Raw genomic sequence first — 20,755 nt, 5'->3', positions numbered from 1 at the left:
GTGCGGGGTCGTGAACCTGACATGGCGAACTCTCACGGATGGTGACGGACCCGCCTGGGTGCGGCTGGCGGCCGACATCGAGGCGGTCGACCAGCTCGACGAGCACCAGGGCCCGGACGACTACGCCAAGCTGATCGGCGAGGCCGCGCCCGACGAGACCGTCGCCGCGTTCGACGGCGACGCCATGGTCGGCTACGGGATCACCTACAGCAGGCCGGGCGCGGTCGAGGTCAACAAGATCCGGTTGCTCGGCGCCGTCGCCCCCACCCACCGCCGACGCGGTATCGGGACGCGGCTGCTGCGCGAGCTGCACGGGTGCGCGCGGGCCAGGCACGCGAGGACGTTCCCCGGGCTGCGGCTGGAGGGCGTCGTGGCGACGCCCGAGCCGAACGCGGACCTGGCCGCGCTGGTGACAGCGGCGGGCTACCGGCCGACCCGGTGGTTCTTCGACATGCGCGCCCAGCTCACCGAGGACCTCCCCCGGCACCCGGTGCCCGCGGGCTTCACCCTGGAGCGCTACCGGCCCGAGTTCTCCGAGGCGCTGCGGCACCTGCGCAACGACACCTTCGCCCAGCACTGGGGCTCCACCGCCGTGGACACCGCGTTCTGGGAGAAGCACTTCGTGAGCACCCCGCCGCTGGAGGCCGCCCTGTCCGCGCACCTGCGCGACGACGCGACCGGGGACATCGCGGCGTTCGTGATCAGCCAGCAGCACGCCGCCGACACCGCGGCGCGCGGGCACAAGGAGATGTGGGTGGCCGACGTCGGCACCCGCACCGCGTGGCGCGGCCGGGGGCTGGCGACCGCCCTGCTGTCGGCCTTGATGCACGACGCCAGGGCCGCGGGCTTCGCGACAGCGGGCCTCAGCGTCGACGCGGACAACGACACCGGCGCGCTTGCGGTGTACGAGCGCGCGGGCTACGAGATCGTCGCCAAGTTCACCCAGCACGTACTCGCGCTCGACTGACCTGGACAGCCGCACCGCGCCCACTCAAGAGCGTGCCCCGGCGCGGTGCGGCCTAGTTCAGAGCAGGGTCAGTTGTGTCTCCGCCGTGCGCTGCGCGGGGATCGGCGGCTCGAACTGCGAAGTCGACAGTGAGTGCCGCCGCAGCAGTGGCGCGACCCGGGCCGATAACTCCGCGCGGTACCCAGCGGACGCGTAGCTCGATACGCCATAGACGCGCCGGTAGAGCGGGACCAGTTCGGGGTGTTCCCGCGCTAACCAGGCCGCGAACCACTCGCGCGTACCGGGACGGACGTGGAGCGCGGTGACCATCACGCTGGTCGTCCCCGCTGCCGCGATCTCCGAGAACAACGCGTCCAACTGCTCGACCGAGTCCGTCAGCCCAGGTAGGACTGGCGCGACAGCCACACCACACGACAATCCTGCGTCGTTGAGCCTGCGCACCATCTCCAACCGGGCCTGCGGTGACGCCGTGCCCGGCTCTAGGACGCGTTGGAGCTCTCGGTCCAGCAGCGCCACCGAGACACCGAGCCACACCGGCACGTCAGCGCTAACCGCACGCAGCAGCGGGATGTCGCGGTTGAGCAGTGTGCCCTTGGTCAGGATCGAGAACGGCGTGCCGTGCTTGGCGAGGGTGCCGATGATCCCCGGCATCAACCGGTAGCGCCCCTCCGCGCGCTGGTACGGGTCGGTGTTGGTGCCCATGGCGACCGGGGAACCGTCCCAGCGCGGTGACGCCAACTGTCGCGTGAGGACCTGCGGCGCGTTGACCTTGACGACGATCTGGCTGTCGAAGTCACGCCCCGCGTCCATGTCGAGATAGGTGTGACTGTTGCGCGCGAAGCAGTTGTGGCTGACCACGCCGTTCGCGATGAAGTCACCAGTGCCGGTGGTGATGTCGAACAGCGGTAGGTCCAACCCGAGCGGTTCGATCGACACCACACCGAGCTGCGCACCGGACTTGATGGCCGCGTCGTCGATCGAACGCTTCTCGGTCGCGGCCGGATCGGTCGTGTGGAACAAGCGCAGGTGTTCGGCAAGACCTCCGTCAACGCGGACGCACGTCTTACCGCCAGCGGCCCGCCGGGACTCGGTGGCGTAAGAGAACCCGAACGTCTCCAGTGCCTCCTTGACGGCCGCCAGCGCGCGGTCGCCCAGGTTGGGCAACCGCAGGATGCGGTGCGAGAACGTGCCGTCCGCGTCGAAGGCGCCCGCGAGCAAACCCTTGCGCCACTCGTCGGTCGGCGTGCGCGGCCACTCCACAGGCAGCGTCAACGCGAAGTCACCGGTCAGGTACTCGGCGACCCGGGCGGCGGCGCGCTCGGACTCCGCGACCGTGCCGTCACCGCGCGCGATGCCGGACAGGTAGCCACGGCGGTAGTCAGCGGTGTCCTTGGGCGGCAGGGCGAACCGGCCGGTCCCCATCAGCTTGTTGCCCGCCGTCAGGTGGGGCCGCCTGGCGGGCCCGGAGACCTCGCCGGTGACGTGCTTCCACCCGCGCTCGGTGAGGAACCGGTGCTCGCCGCTGGCGATGAGCTGGGTGCCGTCGACCAGGGTGACCCGGTACGCAGGCTTCACCGTGGTCCAGTGGTCCAGCACCTCCGTGGGCACGTAGTGCCGGTAGCTGCCGCGCCGCTCGGTCCCGTAGACGCGGTCGCCGACGCGCAGCTCGGCCATCGGCTTGGTGGTGCCGTCCGCCATCAGGATCGGCGTGTCGCCGTGCAGGCAGTAGCTGCAGGCGTGGGTGCACCCCCGGTAGGGGTTGATGGTCCACTTGAACGGCATCGCGGAGCCCTCCGGCACCCGGTTCAGCACCGACTTCGCCAGGACCTCGTGGAACACGACGCCCGCGAACTCCGGCGCGCGCACACTGCGCACCAACCCGGGCAAGCCCGGCAACGCCTGTTCTCCCGCAGCATTCTCCCCCGTCTCCCCGACCAGCTGCCGCTCCCATCGCACCCCGCTAGTCGAACACATGTTCGAACACGGCGCAACCGCTTCGGCCCGATCGGCACCCGACTGGCACGATGTCGCGGTGCAGGACTGGGAAACCCAGCCGATCCCCCGGATGACCGAGGCGGAACTGGCCAAGCGCGACCGCGCCGCCCGACCCGACCCTGTCCGACCCAACCCCGCCCGACCCAACCCCGCCCGACCCGAACCGGCCCGACCCGACGGCACGGCACGGCCCGCGGACAGTGCCGAACACGACGGCGCCAAGCCCGACGGCGAAGAGGACAGCGGCGCCGCCAGGCGGCGCCGGGGCGGCCACCACCACGGCCACGGCCATCACCACGGCCCAGCGACCCCGGTGTCCCCCCGCGTCCGCAAGCTCCTCTTGGCGCTCTTGGCCCCCTTCGCGCTAGCAGCCGTCGTGGGAATGGTCTTGCTCTACCCCACCGGGGACGGGCCGGAGAGCCGTGGCCAGCAAGCCGTATCGGGGACAGTTACCGCTACCGAGGCGAGCCCGTGCAGCAGCGGCGACACCTCTAGCGACCAGTGCCTCACCGTGACGGTCGAGATGACCGACGGGGTGGCCAAAGGCAGCGACATCCGCACGGCTGTCCCGATCGAGCCGAGCACCCCGCGCTTCGCGGTCGGTGACGACGTGGTGCTCGCCTACAACGGCGGCGACGCGCTCAGCGGCGGCTCTTACCAACTCGTCGACTTCCAGCGCGGTGTCCCTCTTAGCGTCCTGGCCGCACTCTTCGCCATCGCGGTCTTGGTGCTAGGACGCTGGCAGGGCCTCAAGGCGCTAGGTGCGCTGGTGCTTAGCTTCGCGGTCCTGTTGCTGTTCGTCCTACCGGCGATCCTGGCCGGGGAGAACCCTCTGCTCGTGGCGATCGCGGGCGCGGGCGTGATCATGTTCGCGGTGCTCTACCTGACCCACGGCCTGTCCGCGCGGACCTCGACCGCCGTGCTGGGCACCATGGTCAGCCTGACCCTCATCGGTGTCCTCAGCGCCGTGTTCAGCGCCGCGACCAACCTCACCGGCCTCGACGACCAGACCGCGACGCTGCTGGGGTCCCTGGGCCACGGCATCGACACCAGGGGCCTGCTGCTGGCCGGGATCGTGATCGGCGCCCTCGGCGTGCTCGACGACGTCACGGTCACCCAGACCAGCGCGGTGTGGGAGCTGCGGGCGGCCAACCCGGCGCTGGGGTGGCGCGAGTTGTACGCCGCGGGCCTGCGCATCGGCCGCGACCACGTGTCCTCCGCCGTCAACACCCTGGTCATGGCCTACGCCGGTGCCGCGCTGCCAGTGCTGCTCTACTCGTCGCTGTCCGGGGTCGGCCTCGGCACCGTGCTGGGGTCGCAGACCATCGCCCAGGAGATCGTGCGGACCCTGGTGGGCAGCATCGGGCTGGTCGCCGCCGTCCCGGTCACCACCGCGGTCGCGGCGCTGGTCGCGGTGCGCGAACCGGCGCTGGAGCCCGCGCTCAGTCCAGCGACGCCACGAACCGGGTGATCGCCTCCGGCTTGAGCCGCTGGGCCAGCCTGCCGGTCGGCGCGAGCGAGCCGAGCCGGTAGAGCGGGCGGTCCGGCGGCGCCTCGCCCTTGGCCTCCGCGCGCAGCTGCGCGACCAGCAGCTGGGAGAACACCAGGCCTGCCGGGTTCTCGCTGCGCGCGAGCGCGTCGGCGAGCTTGCGCAGCACGAGGATGCCCAGCTCGCGGCCGCCGGTGCCGGAGTACATGGCCAGCGCCAGGTTGATCGAGGTGCCCTTGCGGGCCACCAGCAGACCGACCGTGCGGATCCCGCGCACGTCGGTGACCATCAGCTCCAGCCGCTCGGCCGCGCGCAGGTCCACCGACTTGCTGCCGATCGTGCGGGCTACGACCGTGGTCCCGTCGCGCAGCCACAGCGTGCGCCGCGCGGAGGCCCAGGCCAGCAGGAGCAGCAGCCCGGCCACCACCCCGGCGGTGATCAACCCGGCGGTCTGCCCGGCGATGAGCCCGACGACCCCGCCGAGCGCTGCCCCGATGACCAGCGCGACGACCAGGGACACCACGCCGCGGCGGCGGTCGGACTGGGTCAGGTTGAGCGGGATCGGGTCGGTCTCGGCCACGTCAGATCCCCTTGCCGCGGCCGCGGTGGGCGGCGGCGGGGTCGGTGAGGTCCACCATCCCGGTGAGGAACGGGTTGCTCGCCCGCTCCCGCCCGATCGTGGTGGTCGGGCCGTGACCGGGCAGCACGACGGTCTCGTCGTCGAGGTCGAGCAGCCCGCGCAGCGACTCGGTCATCCTGGCCATCGACCCGCCGGGCAGGTCGGTGCGCCCGATCGAACCCGCGAACAGCGTGTCGCCGGAGAACAGCAGCTCGCCGCCCTCGGCGGTGGTGTGGCCGAAGCTGACCGAGCCCTCGGTGTGCCCCGGGGTGTGCCGCACGGTCAGCCGCAGCCCGGCCAGGTCGAGCTCGGCGCCGTCGGTGAGCTCGCGGACCTCGGCGGGCTCGCGCATGGTCAGCGGGCCGAAGAACCGGGCGGCCTCGTCGCTCAGGCCGCGCAGCGGGTCGCTGAGCATGTAGCGGTCGTCCGGGTGGATCCACGCGGGCACGTCGTTGCCGTCGCAGACCGGTGTGACGGAGAAGGTGTGGTCGAGGTGCCCGTGGGTCAGCACGACCGCCACCGGCGCGAGCCGGTGCTCGGCCAGCGCGGCCACCAACGCCTCTTCAGCGTCCTGACCTGGGTCTACGACCACGCAGGGGCCGCCCGCCTCGGGCGCGATCAGGAAGCAATTGGCCTGGAAGGCGCCTGTCGGGAAGCCGACGACGAGCACGGGTGGACCTCCGGTCGCGGATTCTTGGCTTCTTCTCAGCCTAGTGGGGCCTACCTCCACGCGGTTCTTACCGGGGGTCCCCATAGACTGCGCGCCAGCAAGTTTGCGGTCAGGTAGGAGGGTGCGAGGTGCCGAGCAACGAGCAGCGCCGAGAGGCGGCCAAGCGGAAGCTGGAGCGCCAGCTCGTCAACAGGGCAGAGCGCGCCCGCAAGCGGCGGATCGTCGGGGTCATCGGCACCGTCGTCGGCGTGGTCGCGGTCGTCGGCGTGATCTACTGGCTGGCCAACATCGGTGGCGACGACAGCACCACCGACACCGCGTCCTCCAACACCGTGGAGACCAGCGCGCCGGACACCCCGCCGGACACCCCCACCTCGATCCCGACCGAGCTGGCCGCGGTGCCCAAGCGGACCGCGGCGCTGCCCGCGAAGGTGAGCTGCGAGTACCCGGCCGAGGCGGACAAGCCCGCGGCCAAGCAGGTCAAGGCGCCGGAGACCAAGGACATCTCCAGCCAGGGCACCGCCACCGCGACGCTGGCCATCAACGGCGGCGAGGTCAAGGCGACCCTGGACCGCGCCCTGGCGCCGTGCACGGTCAACAGCTTCACCAGCCTGGCCAAGCAGGGGTACTTCAACGACACCCCGTGCCACCGGCTGACCACCACCGACGGCCTGCAGGTGCTGCAGTGCGGCGACCCGTCGGGCACCGGCAGCGGCGGCCCCGGCTACAGCTTCGACGACGAGGTCTTCCCGGAGATCAAGTACGGCCGCGGTCTGCTGGCGATGGCGAACGCGGGCAAGAACCCGGACACCAACAAGGGCACCAACGGCAGCCAGTTCTTCATCGTCTACGGCACCGCCGAGCTGCCCCCGAACTACACGGTGTTCGGCTCCATCGACGCCGAGAGCATGAAGAAGATCGACGAGATCGCCAAGGCGGGCACCGTCTCCCAGGGCAACCCGGGTGACGGCAAGCCGAAGAACGAGGTGAAGATCTCGACCGTCACGGTCGCGTGACCTACCGCGAACGACGCCCGCCCCGGGGTACTGGGGCGGGCGTCGCTTGCGTTTGGAGCCGTGAGAGCAGCAACGCTGAAGACAGCACTACCGTCACCGTTGTCCCTGACGGCTGCGTTGACGTCATGTGGGAACGGGAGAGCGGTCGGCTGTGGGTAGCCGGGCCGGACACTCGCGCCCACCCCGCCAGGAACGTGTCCCTAGTGGGCCTGCGGTTCCGCCCAGGTGACACGTCGTTAGGTCTACCTGTGAGCGAACTGCTCGACGCGCGAGTGGACCTCGGCGACCTCTGGGGCAGTCGAGCCGGGGAGCTGCTGTCGAGACTTGAGGCGTCGACCGGGGTGGATGAGGCTCAGCGGATCCTGCTGGCAGCACTACCGACCGACCCGGACCCAGCCATCGGTGCCATCCGCGCCTTGGCCGCGACCGGCGAGACCGTGCGAGGCATGGCCGACGAGCTGGGTCTTAGCGAACGGCAGCTCAACCGCCGCAGCCACGCCGCCTTCGGCTATGGCCCCAAGACCCTGCACCGCGTGCTCCGCTTCCAGCAGGCTCTTACCCTGGCCAGGCAAGGACTCGGCTTCGCCGAAGTCGCCTACCGGGCCGGATACGCCGACCAGCCCCACCTGGCCCGGGAAGTCCGAACCCTGGCAGGGCAGTCGCTCGGCGAACTCACCAGCGGTCGTAAGCCTTGAGGGTCCGCAGGGATTCGATGGTGAACCACCCCGCCCACTCGTACTCGGTCGCAGGCGTCCAGCTCTCCCAGCGGACCCGCCACCCGCCGTCGTCGTGCTGGGCGTCGACGAGGTCATCGAGGCTGGCGGACAGCTCCGCGTCGGTGAACCACGCCCGCGCGAGGGAGGCCGGTGTGGACGCGTACTCGTGCGGGGCGTGCAGCTCGGCGGGGTTGTATCCCTCCGGGACAGTCCCATCCGCACCGATGCGCACCAGCCCGTTGTCCCGCACGAGCCTGCCGACGCGCGCGGCCGACTCCTCGGCGCGGGACCGGTCCGGGGCGTTGTCGAGGAACCCCACGCAACCCAAGGCCTCGTACGGGTGCGTTGTCGTAAGAGCCTCGATCCGGGTCCAACAGAAGTCGGCAGCGCTGTCGATCCACGGGTGCGTCACGCCTGCCTGCCACAACGCGCCAATGAGGTTGGCCGTAGGGAGCAGCGAGCCCTCGTAGGTGTCCGACACCTGCCACCACGGCGCGCGCGGGTAGTCGCGGATGTTGGGGTGCACGAACGGCACTCCCCCGTCCTCCGCCGTGATGGACTCCAGGTACTCGACCACACCGTCCGGTGCCGCTGACGCCTCGTGCAGCACGTGCAAGGCCGTCAGCGTCGTCACCGGCTGGCTACCCGGCCCGCGGCCGTCCGGCTCCAGGGCGTTCCCGTAGCCGCCGTCCGGGTTGCGATAAGCGGCCAACGCGGCCAGCACCGGCTCGGCGGGTCCATCGTGGAACAGCAAGTCGTACCGGCGCCGGTCCAGGATCCGCGCGGTGCGCCACACGAAGTCCTCGGCCCGGTCCACGGCTTCCTCGGTGAGAGTCTTCACCCGACCAACGTAAGCCCTGTCCGCCACCCGGTCTTGTACGAAACAGACACCGCGGGCGGGCCGCTCGATGGGGTGAACTTGTGCCGCGGTGGCGGAGTCAGGACGCCGAGGTCACCCGGTAGACGTCGTACACGCCCTCCACGCTGCGGACCGCCTTGAGCACGTGCCCCAGGTGCTTCGGGTCGCCCATCTCGAACGAGAACCGGCTCACCGCCACCCGGTCGCGCGAGGTGGTCACCGACGCCGAGAGGATGTTGACCTTCTCGTCGGCCAGCACCTTGGTGACGTCGGAGAGCAGCCGGTGCCGGTCGAGCGCCTCGACCTGGATGGCCACCAGGAACACCGAGGACTCCGAGGGCGCCCACTCCACCGGCAGCAGCCGCTCCGGGGTGCTGAGCAGCTCGTCGGCGTTGGTGCAGTCGGTGCGGTGCACGCTGACCCCGCCGCCCCGGGTGACGAACCCGAGGATGTCGTCGCCGGGCACCGGGGTGCAGCAGCGGGCCAGCTTGATCCACACGTCGGTGGCGTCCTTGACGATCACCCCGGCGTCCCCGGAGCTGCGCCTGCGGGTGATGGTGGACGGGGTGGCCCGCTCCGCCAGCTCCTCCTCCGCGTGGTCGACCCCGCCGAGCAGCGCCACCAGCCGCTGCACCACGTGCCGCGCGGAGATGTGGCCCTCGCCGACGGCCGCGTAGAGCGAGCTGACCTCGGGGTAGCGCAGCTCGCGGGCCAGCGCGGTCACCGAGTCGGCCGACACCAGCCGCTGCATGGGCAGCCCGACCCGGCGCACCTCCTTGGTGATGGCGTCCTTGCCCGCCTCGATCGCCTCTTCCTTGCGCTCCTTGGCGAACCACTGCTTGATCTTCGCCCGGGCCCTCGGCGAGGCGGCGAAGGCCAGCCAGTCCCGGCTCGGCCCGGCGCCCTCGGCCTTCGAGGTGAAGATCTCGACGACCTCGCCGTTCTCCAGCTTGCGCTCGAGCGCGACCAGCCTGCCGTTGACCCGCGCGCCGATGCACCGGTGCCCGACCTCGGTGTGCACCGCGTAGGCGAAGTCGACCGGGGTGGACCCGGCGGGCAGCGTCTCCACGTCGCCCTTCGGGGTGAAGACGAAGATCTCGCGGGTCGCCAGGTCGTAGCGCAGCGACTCCAGGAACTCGCCCGGGTCGGCGGCCTCCCGCTGCCAGTCCAGCAGCTGGCGCATCCAGGCCATCTCGTCGACGTCGACCCCGGCGTGGGTGCCCTTGGTCTCCTTGTACCGCCAGTGCGCCGCGATGCCGTACTCGGCGGTGCGGTGCATCTCGTGGGTGCGGATCTGCACCTCCAGCGGCTTGCCGTCCGGTCCGATGACCGTGGTGTGCAGCGACTGGTAGACGCCGAAGCGGGGCTGGGCGATGTAGTCCTTGAACCGGCCGGGCATCGGCTGCCACAGCGCGTGCACCACGCCCATCGCCGCGTAGCAGTCGCGCACGTCGTCGACCAGGATCCGCACCCCGACCAGGTCGTGGATGTCGTCGAAGTCGCGGCCGCGCACGATCATCTTCTGGTGGATCGAGTAGTAGTGCTTGGGCCTGCCCTCGACCTTGGCGGCGATCCGCGAGCCCTCCAGGTCCGCGCCGAGCTGCCCGATCACGGTCTTGAGGTAGGTGTCGCGCGAGGGCGCCCGGTTGGCCACCAGCCGCACGATCTCGTCGTACTTCTTGGGCTGCAGGATGGCGAAGGCCAGGTCCTCCAGCTCCCACTTGACCGTGGCCATGCCCAGCCGGTGCGCCAGCGGGGCCAGCACCTCGAGCGTCTCGCGGGCCTTCTTGGCCTGCTTCTCCGGCGGGAGGAACCGCATGGTGCGCATGTTGTGCAACCGGTCGGCGAGCTTGATCACCAGCACCCGGGGGTCGCGGGCCATCGCGATCACCATCTTGCGGATGGTCTCGGCCTCGGCCGCGGTGCCCAGCTGCACCTTGTCCAGCTTGGTGACGCCGTCGACCAGGTGCGCGACCTCGTCGCCGAAGTCCGCGCGCAGCCGCTCGATGGAGTACTCGGTGTCCTCGACGGTGTCGTGCAGCAGCGCGGCGACCAGCGTCGTGGTGTCCATGCCCAGCTCGGCCAGGATGGTGGCCACCGCGAGCGGGTGGGTGATGTAGGGGTCGCCGGACTTGCGCCGCTGGCTGCGGTGCATCTCCTCGGCCACGTCGTAGGCGTGCTGCAGCAGCCCCAGGTCGGCCTTGGGGTGCAGCTCGCGGTGCACCACGGCCAGCGGCTCGAGCACCTGCTTGACCGGGGCGGCGCGCTGGGCGGTGATCCGCCGCGCCAGCCGCGAGCGCACCCGCCGGGTCGCCGACCTGGCTGGCTCGCCCTCGGCGGCGGGGGCGGCCGCCGCCTCCGCCTGTGCCCTCACGTCGTTGGTCACCCATGCTCCCGGCAGCTCGGTCCGCCGTCCGCGGCGCACGTCGTCCGGGTCACCACCGTGGCCCGGGTACCGAGAATAGCCCCGAAACACCGGATGACCGGGCAGCGGGGCGACGAAGCGCCGCCTGGGGACGGTGAACGCCGGATGGCGACCGGGCGGCTGAAGATCAGACCGACCGCCCGTCTCACACCACGCGCAGCGCGCGGACCGGCAGCCCGGCCCTGGCCCGACCGCCGAGCGCGGCGATCTCCAGGACCACCGCGGCGCCGACGACCTCGGCGCCCGCCCGGGTGAGCAGGCCCGCCGCGGCGGCGAGGGTGCCACCGGTGGCGAGCACGTCGTCGACCACGACGACCCGCTGGCCCGGTCGGACGGCGTCGGCGGGCAGTTCGAGGGTGGCCGTGCCGTACTCCAGGTCGTAGGTGACCCGGTCAGCGACGGCGGGCAGCTTGCCCGGCTTGCGGATCGGGACGACCCCGTGCCCGTGCACGGCGGCCAGCGCGGCGCCGAAGAGGAACCCGCGCGCCTCCAGGGCGACCACCGCGTCCACGTCCGGCGGCACGGTGGCGGCCAGGGCGTCGACCACGGCGCGGAAGGCGTCGCGGTCGGCGAGCACCGGGGTCAGATCACGGAACAGGACGCCCGGCTCGGGGAAGTCGGTGACTTCCCGGACGAGACCGAGCGCCCTGTCCAGTGCTCCAGCTAGCGTCAACGGCGCTTCTTGCCGGTCGGCTTGCCCGCGGGCTTGGCGCCGCGGCGGGCGTCGGTGGCCTTCGGGGTGCGGGCCGGGACGCTGGTGGCGACCGCGTAGGCCCGCTCCCGGCGCACCTCGGCGTCGACCGCGTCCGGGTCGTCGAGGTCCAGGTCGGCGACGGCCTCCTGGCGGCGGGCGGCGTTGGCCCGGCGCAGCTCGACCCGCTTGGCCTGCTCCTTGAACTTCGGCTCGGTCATCTTCAGGTCCACCAGGATCGGGGTGGCCAGGTAGATCGACGAGAGCACACCCGCGAGCATGCCTGCCAACTGCACCAGCGCCAGGTCCTGCAGGGTGCCGACACCGAGCAGCCAGACGCCGACCACCAGCAGGCCGATGACCGGCAGCAGCGCGATCAGCGAGGTGTTGATCGAGCGCATCAGGGTCTGGTTGACCGCGAGGTTGGCCGCCTCGGCGTAGGTGCGCCTGGTCAGGCCCAGCAGGCCCCGGGTGTTCTCCTTGACCTTGTCGAACACCACGACGGTGTCGTAGAGGGAGAAGCCGAGGATGGTGAGGAAACCGATCACCGTGGCCGGGGTGACCTCGAAGCCGACGATCGAGTAGACGCCCGCGGTGAAGATGACGTCGTGGACCAGGGCGGCGAGCGCGCCGACGGCCATCCACTTCTCGAAGTAGAGCGCCAGGAAGATCGTCACCAGCACCAGGAACACGATCAGCGCGATGAGCGCCTGGCGGGAGATCTCGCCGCCCCAGGTGCCCGACACCGCGCTGTCGCTGATCTGCGCCGGGCTGGACTCCCCGGTCGACGACTGCGGCTTGAGCTCGGTGAACAGCGCCTGCTTGAGCGAGGTGACCTGGGCGACGCTGAGCGACTCCGACTTGATCTGGATGGTGGAGTTGGCGCCCGCGCCGACCTTCTGCACCGCGGACGGCTCGGCGTTGAGGGTGTTCGAGAAGACCTCGGTCACCCGCTCGGTGGAGATCTCGCCGCTCGCGCTGACCGCGGGCATGGAGATCTTGGTGCCGCCCTCGAAGTCGATGCCGAGGTTGAAGCCGCGGAAGATCACCGACCCGAGGCAGACCAGCATCAGCAGCCCGAAGATGAGGTACCAGCGCTTGCGCTTGCCGACGATGTCGAACGCGCCGGTGCCGGTGTAGAGCCGGTCGAAGACGCTGCGCTTACCAGCACCGGTGAGGTCACCGGTCGCGCTCAGGTGCGGCGTTGCTGGGGTCTCGTTGGTGGACACGGTCGTCACACTTCCTTCGCGGCGGTGCCAGCGGTGGCGCGCGCGGCGCGCTGGGCGACCGCGGAGCGCTGCGTTGAGCCGAGGCCGGAGAGCTTCGGGCTGGACAGGAACTTGGACTTCGAGGCGACCGCGACCAGCGGGTGGGTCACCAGGAACACCACGATCAGGTCGAGCACGGTGGAGATGCCCAGGGTGAACGCGAACCCGCGGACCTGGCCGACGGCCAGCGCGTAGAGCACCGCGGCGGCGAGGAAGAGCACCGCGTCGGCGGACAGGATCGTGCGCCGACCGCGCGCCCAGGCCCTGGGCACCGCGGAGCGGAACGACCGGCCCTCGCGGATCTCGTCCTTGAGCCGTTCGAAGAAGATCACGAAGGAGTCGGCGGTGAAGCCGACCGCCACGATCAGACCGGCGACGCCGGGCAGGTCGAGGCTGTAGCCGATCCAGCGGCCGAGCAGCACGAGCACCGCGTAGACGATCACGCCGGAGAGCACCAGCGACAGGATCGTGAGCAGGCCGAGCAGCCGGTAGTAGACCAGGCAGTAGAGGAAGACCAGGCCGAGGCCGATGGCGCCCGCGATGAGGCCCGCCTCCAGCGAGGCGATGCCCAGCGTCGCGGACACGGTCTCGGCCTCGGAGGGCTCGAACGACAGCGGCAGCGAGCCGAACTTGAGCACGTTGGCCAGCTTCTGCGCCTCGGCCTGCTTGAAGCCGCCCTGGCCGCCGGTGATCTGGGTGTCACCGTTGATGGCGCCCTGGATGGTGGGCGCCGACACGACCTGGGTGTCGAGCACGAACGCGGCCCGCTCCTGCACGTGCGAGGCGGTGTACTCCGACCAGACCTTCGAGCCGGTGGCCTTGAAGCTGATGCTCACCACGTAGCCGACGCCCTGCGGGTCGAGCTGCGAGGTGGCGTTGTTGATCTCGGTGCCCTCCAGGAACGACGGGCCGAGGATGAACTTCTCCACCCCGTCCTGGTCGCAGGCGGCCAGCGGCAGCGACTTGTCGTCGTTGCCCACCAGCGGGTCCTTCTTGCCGGGGGCGCAGTCGATCGCGGCGAGCGCGGCCTGCTGCAGCGCCTGGTCGGCGGGGACCTCGGCGCCGTCGGCGCCCTTGCTCGGGGCGAGGGTGGGTGCCTGGCGGCACTTCTTGCCCGCGCTGATCAGGGCGGCCGTCTCGGCCTTGGGGTCGGCCAGCAGGGCGGAGTACTGCGTGCACGGGTTGTCGGCGGGCGGCGGGGTGGCCGCCGTGGTCGTCGCCGGGGGTGCCGCTGTGGTGGTCGCCGCGGGCGCGCCACTGCTGGGCTGCTGCGCGAGCGCGGGAGCCGGGCGGCCCTGCGGGGCGGCCGTGGAGCTGGGGGCGCCTGCGCTCGGGGTACCCGAGGCGGGCGCGCCGGAGGTCGCGGTCGGCGGGGCGGACCCGGTGGCCGAGGGGTCCGGCTGGACCGAGGGCTGCGGCTCGGTGGAGGGCTGCGGCTGCGCCTGGGCGGCGACCGAGCCGATCACCGGGCGGAAGCGCAGCTGCGCGGTCTGCCCGAGGTCCTTGGCCTTCTCGCCGTTCTCACCCGGGACGGTGATGACGATGGTGGTGCCGTCGAGCACCACCTCGGCGCCCTGGACGCCGGTGCCGTTGACCCGCGTGTCGATGATCTCGCGGGAGACGTTCAGCGACTCCTTCGACGGCGGCTCGCCGGTCTCCGTGCGCGCGGTCAGCGCGACCCGGGTGCCCCCCTGCAGGTCGATGCCCAGTTTGGGCACCGCCCGGTGGTCGCCGGTGGCGAACACCAAGGTGTAGAGGACAGCGACGATTGCTACGAAGAACGCCAGATAGCGTCCTGGGCGGATCTGCCCAACCGGTGGTGCCACGGTCGGTCCGTCTCCTCGAGTCGCGCGGGCCGCGCACGAGTTGTGAGACGTGCGCGCCGCGATAGGTGGTCATGACACTGCGCCCGCACCCGTTCGCTCTAGCGGGTGAGGGCGCAGCGTAGCGCCTGCGGGGTCAACTCAGTGTTGCATGCCTCACGTCGTGCCCCGTTCCTCGGCCGCCGAACCGCCGGGCCGGTGGATCAGTTCTTCGGCTTGCCCGACTCGGAGGCGTCGTCGGCCGGGATCGACTCGTGCTCGCCGGTCAGCTCGGCGGCGTCGTCGTCCTCGTCGATGACGTCCGGGCCGACCTTCTCGCGGATGGCCTGGCGCAGCCAGGTGGTCTCCACGCCGGGGGCGATCTCGATGCCGATGGAGGCGTCGTCTGAGATGTCGGAGACGGTGCCGTAGAGGCCGGAGGTGGTCATCACCCGGTCGCCGACGGTCAGCGAGTTCTGCAGCTCCTGCTGCTGTGCCACCATCTTCTTCTGGCGTCGGGAGCCGAGGATCAGCGGGATCGCCAGGACGGCGATGAGCAGCAGGGGGAGCAGGGCCTGGTTCATGTCACTCCATCCACGGGGCGGCGCGCCACCCGGTGCGAAACGTCCGATTGTTCGGGTTGTCGGCATCGAGTCTGCCAGGTCACGGCTGACCTGCGCGGCTCGGCCGACGGCCCCGTGTGCGTGCGGTCACTCGTCGAACAGGGTAGGCGCAGCCCAGCCGGGGGCGTCCGGTGGGGCGGTGAGCCCCAGGTGGGACCACGCGAGGGCGGTCGCGACCCGGCCGCGCGGGGTCCTCGCGAGCATCCCGGCGCGGACGAGGTAGGGCTCACACACTTCCTCCACCGTCGTCTGCTCTTCACCTACGGCGACGGCGAGCGTGGCGACGCCGACAGGGCCACCGCCGAAGGAGCGGACAAGAGCGGACAGGACAGCCCTGTCGAGCCGGTCGAGTCCGAGCTCGTCGACGTCGTAGACCTTCAGCGCGGCGCGGGCGATCGCGCGGTCGACGGCGCCGTCGGCCCGGACCTCGGCGTAGTCGCGGACCCGGCGCAGCAGCCGGTTGGCGATGCGTGGTGTGCCCCGGGAGCGACCCGCGATCTCCTCGGCGCCGTCGGGGCGCAGGTCGACGCCCAGGATCACCGCCGAGCGGCGCAGCACCTGCTCGAGGTCCTCCGGGACGTAGAACTCCATGTGCGCGGTGAAGCCGAACCGGTCGCGCAGCGGGCCGGTCAGCGAGCCGGACCTGGTGGTGGCGCCGACCAGGGTGAACGGGGCGATCTCGAGCGGGATGGAGGTGGCGCCGGGGCCCTTGCCGACCACCACGTCGACCCGGAAGTCCTCCATCGCCAGGTACAGCATCTCCTCGGCGGGGCGGGCGATGCGGTGGATCTCGTCGATGAACATGACCTCGCCCTCGACCAGGTTCGACAGCATCGCGGCGAGGTCACCGGCGCGCTCGAGGGCGGGGCCGGAGGTGATCCGGATCGGCCTGCCCAGCTCGGCGGCGATGATCATCGCGAGGCTGGTCTTGCCCAGGCCGGGCGGGCCGGAGAGCAGCACGTGGTCGGGTGGGGCGCCGCGCCTGGTGGCACCCTGGAGCACCAGTTGCAGCTGTTCGCGCACCCGCGGCTGGCCGACGAACTCGTCGAGCGTGCGCGGGCGCAGCGAGGTCTCGTCGTCGCGCTCCCCCGGCGCGACCAGCGGCGACAGGTCGCTCCACTCGTCCTCGTGGTCGAGCCCGTCCATCAGCGCTTGCGCCCGAGGGTCGCCAGGGACTGGCGCAGCACGGCGGCGGTGTCGGCGCCCGCGTCGGCGGCGAGCACGGTGTCGACGGTCTGCTCGGCCTGCTTGACCGGGAAGCCGAGGCCGACCAGGGCCTCGACCACCGAGCCGCGGACCTGACCGGCGGCCGGGGCGACCGGGGCGTCCCCGGACCCGGCGAGCGCGCCGACCTTGTCGCGCAGCTCGATGCTCAGCCGCTCGGCGCCCTTGCGGCCGATGCCGGGGACCTGGGTGAGCACGGTGATGTTGCTCTCGGCCAGCGCCGCGCGCAGCTGCGCGGGCTCCAGCACGGCGAGGGTGGCCAGCGCGAGCCGGGGGCCGATGCCGGACACGGTCTGCAGCAGCCAGAACAGGTCGCGGGCCTCGGTGTCGGCGAAGCCGAACAGGGTCAGCGAGTCCTCGCGGACCACCAGCGCGGTGGCCAGCGCGGCCTCGTCGCCGCGGCGCAGCGTGGCCAGCGTGTGCGGGGTGGCCTGCACGGCGAACCCGACGCCGCCCACCTCCACCACCGCGTGGTCGAGTCCGATCGAGGCGACAACGCCCCGCACCGAGGAGATCACTCGTTCACCGCCCTGCCCGCGCCCGTGCCCTGTCGTCGGCCCGCGTCGAGCCTGCGGGCGGCGGCCAGCCTCGCACGGTGGTTGCGGGCCAGCTCAGCCGCCCTCGCCTCGGCCTCGGCCATCCGGTTGCGCACCGGCGCCCGCCACAGGTGGCAGATGGCCAGCGCGAGCGCGTCGGCGGCGTCGGCGGGCCTGGGGGCCTCGGTGAGCCCGAGCAGCTTGGTGACCATCAGCGTGACCTGGGCCTTGTCCGCGCGCCCCGATCCGGTGACGGCGGCCTTCACCTCGCTGGGGGTGTGGAACATGACCGGCAGGTCGCGGCGGGCGGCGGCGAGCGCGACGACCCCGGCGGCCTGCGCGGTGGCCATCGCGGTGCGCACGTTGTGCTGGCTGAACACCCGCTCGATGGCGACCACGTCGGGGCGGTGGCGCCCCAGCCACTGCTCGATCGCGTCGGAGACCTTGAGCAGCCGGACCGCCAGGTCGTCGTCGACCGGGGTGCGGACGACATCCACCGCGACCGCCCGGACCGCGCGACCGGCGCCGCCGTCGACGACCGCGACACCGAGCCGGGTCAGGCCAGGGTCGACGCCCAGCACGCGCACCGTTGTTCGCTCCCGCCTCAGCTCGTGAACACTCGTTCGAGAGCCTATGGGGTGCGGCCGGTGGCGATCACCGCGACACGCGGACCGGCTGCTCGATCAGGTGGGGTTCCAGCGGTGCCGCCGGGGTGAACCAGGGCTCGGTGGGACCGGCGCCCGGTTGGGTCGTCCACGCGCGGCAGACGCGGTCGAGCCGGATGGGGTAGATGGTGAGGCCCTCGACATCGATGCGGATGCGCAGGAACCCCTTGTGGTCCTCGATGCTCTGACCGGCCATGACCTCGTTGAGGTTGATGCCCGCGCGGCTGGCGAGCATCAGGTAGCAAGCGACGAGTTCGGCGTCGATGAACCCGATGAGCACGGGTGTGCCGAGCGCGACGACGACCAGCGTGCCCCAGTCTTGGGCAGCACCGTCGGGGAAAACGTCGGTATAGAGCCAGATCACGACGTACGACCAGCCGACCGCTAGTCCTATGTGTCCAGTCGCGTGCAAGAGGCCGAAGAGTCTGGCCAGGCCTACCCGGTGCGGATTGCCCAACCTGGCGAAGGCGAGGCCACCCAAGACGAGCACGAGTCCCACGACGATGGCGGGTGCCCAACTCGCGACGAGGCCGAAGAAGCCCTTGGCGCCGATGTCGGTCTGCACGATGCCGTAGAGGACGGCCAGTGCCATGACCGTCTGGAAGCCGCCGGTGAGACCCCAGAAGCCCGGGTTGCGCCATGGGAGCCGGAGGATGCCTCGCGCGAAGCGCTTCGAGGTAGCGCTATCGGGATATCGGGCTTCCAGGTCATAGAAGGCGGGCGGCGAGGGGGCGCGGACACGGGAGTTCGCGGGCGGTAGGCACAACGGGCTGGGCAGCTCGTGGGTGGCCGCGAGGTAGGCACCCCCGATACCGCAGGTGATGCGCTGCCGGGGCTTGTCGTCTCGTTCCGCGTACCGGGCGTAGTGGTGCTTGTCGCCGGACAGCATCACCCGGGTCTCGGCGCCCTTGGACCGGACGATCTCGCGGTCGAAGAACTCGATGGTGTCGTAGCCCTTGGTCCTGCCGCCGGACCCCGCGTCCACCCAGGCGGGCTTCGACGCGCACAGGATGACCCCGTCGCCCTCGGCCATGTCCACGGTGGCGTCGCGGAAGTACTCCAACTGCGGCGCGTCCACGTAGTCGTCGAACTGGGTGTCGATGGCCAGGAGCCACCAGTTGTGCGGGAGCTTGATGGCGAAGTACGAGCGGGTCTGCTCTGTCTGCCAGCCACCGAACCACCGCCCTTGCGCGAAGACCCTGAGGAACGCGGTGAGCCCGTCGTACCAGTCATGGTTACCGGGCAAGGCGAACAAGGTAGGGGAATCGGCTTCAGTCAGCGGCAACGCGGCCCGGTACGGCCCCTTCGTCCGGTCCTCGTAGTCGGTAGTGGACGCGTACGGATAGACCTGGTCGCCGCCCATGACGAGCACCTTGCCGCGCGGCAGCGGATGCCCGTCGACGGTGAGCTCGGGCGCGGCGAGGAGTTGGGCGACGGAGTAGGTGGCGTGGAAGCCGTCCCCGAGGTCGGCCACGAAGTCGACCCACTCGGCGTCGTCGTGCTCGTGCTCCCGGACCCGCAGGCTGCCCTGGAGTTCCCGCTTGTCGGCGTAGGACCCGAAGATGGTCGCCAGCATCGACTGCACCCCGGTGGTCAGCAGCACCCTGGGCGCCAGCCAGCGCACGGCCGACCGCGGCGCGAACCCCAGCTCCGCCTCGGTCAGCTCGGTCGGGCGCTCGGGTTCAGCCACGGGACCTGCCTCTTCCTGCCGGGGAGAAGATCGTAACCGGCGGTTCGGCGCGACCGGGAGGACCGAACGGGCAGGCTTCCTAGGCTGGGTGCCATGACCGATCCGGTTGCCGCGTTCACCGCCGCGCTCGGCCTGTCCCCGCTCCCGGTGGAGGGCGGCCGGTGGGCCAGGTCGTGGGCGGACGAGTCCTTCTCGGCGATCTACTACCTGCTCGAGCACCCCGAGTTCTCCGCGTGGCACCGGCTCGACCGCGCCGAGCTGTACGTCCACCACGCGGGGGCGCCGGTGACGACCCACCTCGTCGGTCCGGACGGCTACCGCGCCCACCGGCTCGGTTCGGACGTGGCCGCCGGGCAACGCCCCCAGCTGCTGGTCCCGGCGGGCACCTGGCAGGCGTCGGAGACCACCACGGAAACCAAGTCGTGGTCGCTGGTCGGCACGGTCGTGATCCCGCCCTACACCGACGACTCGGTCGAGTTCGCCACCCGGGACGACGTGCCCGCCGACCTGTGGCGGCTGCTCAGCGCGGCTTCTCCATGACCAGCAGCCGGATGCCGAGCGCGGTGCGCTCGCCGACCGCGACGTAGCCCGCGCGGCCGTAGAGGCGCTGGTTGTCGTGGCTGTCGGCGCCGGTGATCAGCCAGAACACGGTGACCTCCGGCGGGGCTGCCGCCTCCACGCCTGCCAGCAACGCGCGGCCGACGCCGGTGCCCTGGTGGTCCGGGGCGACGGAGAACCGGGCGACCTCCATCCGCGTCCCGTCGACCCGGCCGCGCACGCTGCCGACCAGCCGGTGGCCGACCCAGGCACCGATGGCGACCCGCAGGTCGGCCTGGAACTCGGCGACGGTCTCCACCAGCGGCGGGATGAGCGGCTGGGTGTAGCGCTGCGCCTCGCTGACGTAGGCGGCGCGCTGGACGGTGAGGGCCTCGCCGACGTGGTCGGGCAGCAGCGGCGCGAGTCGGAAGGTCACGGGCCGTCGATACCGGGGCGCCAGCTCTCGGGGAGACCGCTGGCGGTGAGGACGGGCTGCCACTCCGCGAAGCCCTCCGGCGCCTGCCTGCTCCACGGGAAGTGGCCGTCGGGGGTGGCGACGATGATCTGGATGGCCGGGAACTGACCGGACGGGTAGAGCAAGAGGGCGCTACCGAGTAAGGGGTAGTAGTCCTGGTCGACCCGCTCTACGACCACCGGCGTGCCGTCGAAGAAGTCCAGGTAGGGCAGACCGGGGAAGAACCGCTCCCCCGCTGCCGCGCGCCGGACGTAGGTGTCGAGCAAGAGCTGGTTCATGTCGACGGGGAGGCCGATGACAACGGCCTCGGGCGCGCCGAACCGGCGCCAGGCACCGACGGTGAAGGCGTACGGGGCGGCGTGCTCGTCACCGGGGACCTGGATGACGGCGTGGCCGTCCTCGTCGGCGGTCCGCAGCAGCCACTCGCGCAGCGCGGCCTGTTCCTCGGTGATGTCGTCCAGCGGCACGGGCGGACTCCTCGGTGGGGA

At 71.5% G+C, this 20,755-nt stretch carries 20 protein-coding genes; 5 read left to right on the top strand and 15 right to left on the bottom strand.

What is annotated here, in order from left to right; translation table 11 throughout:
* The first annotated feature begins 10 nt into the window (after positions 1–10).
* Positions 11–967 (top strand): GNAT family N-acetyltransferase, encoded by a 957-nt coding sequence (locus LV79_RS19925; RefSeq protein ID WP_253838967.1) that lies wholly within the window; start codon positions 11–13, stop codon positions 965–967.
* 57 nt (positions 968–1,024) lie between these two features.
* Here the strand turns inward: LV79_RS19925 and LV79_RS19920 are convergent, their stop codons facing one another.
* Entirely contained in the window at positions 1,025–2,923 is a 1,899-nt protein-coding gene (locus LV79_RS19920; RefSeq protein ID WP_253838965.1) for an intein-containing Rv2578c family radical SAM protein, read from the bottom strand.
* Between the two features lie 109 nt (positions 2,924–3,032).
* Here LV79_RS19920 and LV79_RS19915 point away from each other — a divergent pair, with 109 nt between their 5' ends.
* The gene (locus LV79_RS19915) at positions 3,033–4,433 is read left to right on the top strand and encodes a YibE/F family protein (RefSeq protein ID WP_253840357.1); all 1,401 of its coding nucleotides are present in this window, start codon (positions 3,033–3,035) and stop codon (positions 4,431–4,433) included.
* On the opposite strand, the gene LV79_RS19910 is transcribed toward LV79_RS19915, so the two are convergent.
* Complete coding sequence (locus LV79_RS19910) at positions 4,405–5,031, bottom strand: hypothetical protein (protein ID WP_253838963.1); 627 nt, start codon at positions 5,029–5,031, stop codon at positions 4,405–4,407. The two genes, LV79_RS19915 and LV79_RS19910, sit on opposite strands and share 29 nt — an antisense overlap.
* A 1-nt stretch (position 5,032) precedes the next feature.
* Complete coding sequence (locus LV79_RS19905; protein WP_253838955.1) at positions 5,033–5,740, bottom strand: MBL fold metallo-hydrolase; 708 nt, start codon at positions 5,738–5,740, stop codon at positions 5,033–5,035.
* A 128-nt stretch (positions 5,741–5,868) separates the two neighbouring features.
* Between LV79_RS19905 and LV79_RS19900 the strand changes: the two genes are divergently transcribed.
* Together LV79_RS19900 and LV79_RS34595 are read left to right on the top strand one after the other, a co-directional pair.
* Positions 5,869–6,756, top strand: a complete 888-nt coding sequence (locus LV79_RS19900) for a peptidylprolyl isomerase (protein WP_253838954.1) — start codon at positions 5,869–5,871, stop codon at positions 6,754–6,756.
* A complete protein-coding gene (locus tag LV79_RS34595) occupies positions 6,753–7,451 on the top strand; it encodes a helix-turn-helix transcriptional regulator (RefSeq protein WP_308208952.1) in 699 nt (232 codons plus the stop codon). The genes LV79_RS19900 and LV79_RS34595 overlap by 4 nt, the downstream gene beginning before the upstream one ends.
* Here the strand turns inward: LV79_RS34595 and LV79_RS19890 are convergent.
* The 10 genes from LV79_RS19890 to LV79_RS19845 form a co-directional block, all read right to left on the bottom strand.
* A complete protein-coding gene (locus LV79_RS19890; RefSeq protein WP_253838952.1) occupies positions 7,429–8,313 on the bottom strand; it encodes a hypothetical protein in 885 nt (294 codons plus the stop codon). The two genes, LV79_RS34595 and LV79_RS19890, sit on opposite strands and share 23 nt — an antisense overlap.
* Before the next feature lie 97 nt (positions 8,314–8,410).
* Positions 8,411–10,705, bottom strand: coding sequence for a RelA/SpoT family protein (locus LV79_RS19885; RefSeq protein WP_253840356.1), 2,295 nt, complete (start codon positions 10,703–10,705; stop codon positions 8,411–8,413).
* 196 nt (positions 10,706–10,901) lie between these two features.
* Entirely contained in the window at positions 10,902–11,429 is a 528-nt protein-coding gene (locus tag LV79_RS19880; protein WP_253838949.1) for an adenine phosphoribosyltransferase, read from the bottom strand.
* Positions 11,426–12,676, bottom strand: coding sequence for a protein translocase subunit SecF (gene secF / locus LV79_RS19875; protein WP_372495369.1), 1,251 nt, complete (start codon positions 12,674–12,676; stop codon positions 11,426–11,428). The genes LV79_RS19880 and secF overlap by 4 nt, the downstream gene beginning before the upstream one ends.
* Before the next feature lie 5 nt (positions 12,677–12,681).
* On the bottom strand, positions 12,682–14,541 hold the full coding sequence (gene secD, locus LV79_RS19870) for a protein translocase subunit SecD (RefSeq protein ID WP_253838947.1): 1,860 nt from the start codon (positions 14,539–14,541) through the stop codon (positions 12,682–12,684).
* A 200-nt stretch (positions 14,542–14,741) separates the two neighbouring features.
* Complete coding sequence (yajC, locus tag LV79_RS19865; RefSeq protein ID WP_253838945.1) at positions 14,742–15,101, bottom strand: preprotein translocase subunit YajC; 360 nt, start codon at positions 15,099–15,101, stop codon at positions 14,742–14,744.
* Positions 15,102–15,227: 126 nt separating this feature from the next.
* Positions 15,228–16,286 carry a Holliday junction branch migration DNA helicase RuvB gene (gene ruvB / locus LV79_RS19860; protein WP_253838936.1) on the bottom strand — a complete coding sequence of 353 codons (1,059 nt, stop codon included), beginning with the start codon at positions 16,284–16,286 and terminating at the stop codon, positions 15,228–15,230.
* On the bottom strand, positions 16,286–16,882 hold the full coding sequence (ruvA, locus tag LV79_RS19855; protein ID WP_253838927.1) for a Holliday junction branch migration protein RuvA: 597 nt from the start codon (positions 16,880–16,882) through the stop codon (positions 16,286–16,288). The genes ruvB and ruvA overlap by 1 nt, the downstream gene beginning before the upstream one ends.
* Positions 16,879–17,487 carry a crossover junction endodeoxyribonuclease RuvC gene (ruvC, locus tag LV79_RS19850; RefSeq protein WP_253838925.1) on the bottom strand — a complete coding sequence of 203 codons (609 nt, stop codon included), beginning with the start codon at positions 17,485–17,487 and terminating at the stop codon, positions 16,879–16,881. Before ruvC ends, ruvA begins: the two co-directional genes overlap by 4 nt.
* Positions 17,488–17,554: 67 nt before the next feature.
* Entirely contained in the window at positions 17,555–19,255 is a 1,701-nt protein-coding gene (locus LV79_RS19845) for a metallophosphoesterase family protein (RefSeq protein WP_253838917.1), read from the bottom strand.
* 93 nt (positions 19,256–19,348) lie between these two features.
* On the opposite strand from LV79_RS19845, the gene LV79_RS19840 reads away from it, so the two are divergent.
* Positions 19,349–19,795 carry a cupin domain-containing protein gene (locus LV79_RS19840; protein WP_253838915.1) on the top strand — a complete coding sequence of 149 codons (447 nt, stop codon included), beginning with the start codon at positions 19,349–19,351 and terminating at the stop codon, positions 19,793–19,795.
* On the opposite strand, the gene LV79_RS19835 is transcribed toward LV79_RS19840, so the two are convergent.
* Positions 19,776–20,228 carry a GNAT family N-acetyltransferase gene (locus tag LV79_RS19835; protein WP_253838913.1) on the bottom strand — a complete coding sequence of 151 codons (453 nt, stop codon included), beginning with the start codon at positions 20,226–20,228 and terminating at the stop codon, positions 19,776–19,778. The two genes, LV79_RS19840 and LV79_RS19835, sit on opposite strands and share 20 nt — an antisense overlap.
* Positions 20,225–20,734 carry a DUF4262 domain-containing protein gene (locus tag LV79_RS19830; RefSeq protein ID WP_253838911.1) on the bottom strand — a complete coding sequence of 170 codons (510 nt, stop codon included), beginning with the start codon at positions 20,732–20,734 and terminating at the stop codon, positions 20,225–20,227. Before LV79_RS19830 ends, LV79_RS19835 begins: the two co-directional genes overlap by 4 nt.
* Between the last annotated feature and the right edge of the window lie 21 nt (positions 20,735–20,755).

It is taken from the genome of Actinokineospora globicatena (assembly GCF_024171945.1).
Classification (GTDB): domain Bacteria; phylum Actinomycetota; class Actinomycetes; order Mycobacteriales; family Pseudonocardiaceae; genus Actinokineospora; species Actinokineospora globicatena.
This window is presented reverse-complemented; position numbering and strand designations above follow the sequence as displayed.

What these genes read in the sequence shown, in the direction of transcription:
- LV79_RS19915 (WP_253840357.1), top strand. Translation starts at nt 3,033, where the DNA reads ATGACCGAGGCGGAACTGGCCAAGCGCGACCGCGCCGCCCGACCCGAC.
- yajC (WP_253838945.1), bottom strand. Translation starts at nt 15,101, where the DNA reads ATGAACCAGGCCCTGCTCCCCCTGCTGCTCATCGCCGTCCTGGCGATC.
- LV79_RS19840 (WP_253838915.1), top strand. Translation starts at nt 19,349, where the DNA reads ATGACCGATCCGGTTGCCGCGTTCACCGCCGCGCTCGGCCTGTCCCCG.
- ruvB (WP_253838936.1), bottom strand. Translation starts at nt 16,286, where the DNA reads ATGGACGGGCTCGACCACGAGGACGAGTGGAGCGACCTGTCGCCGCTG.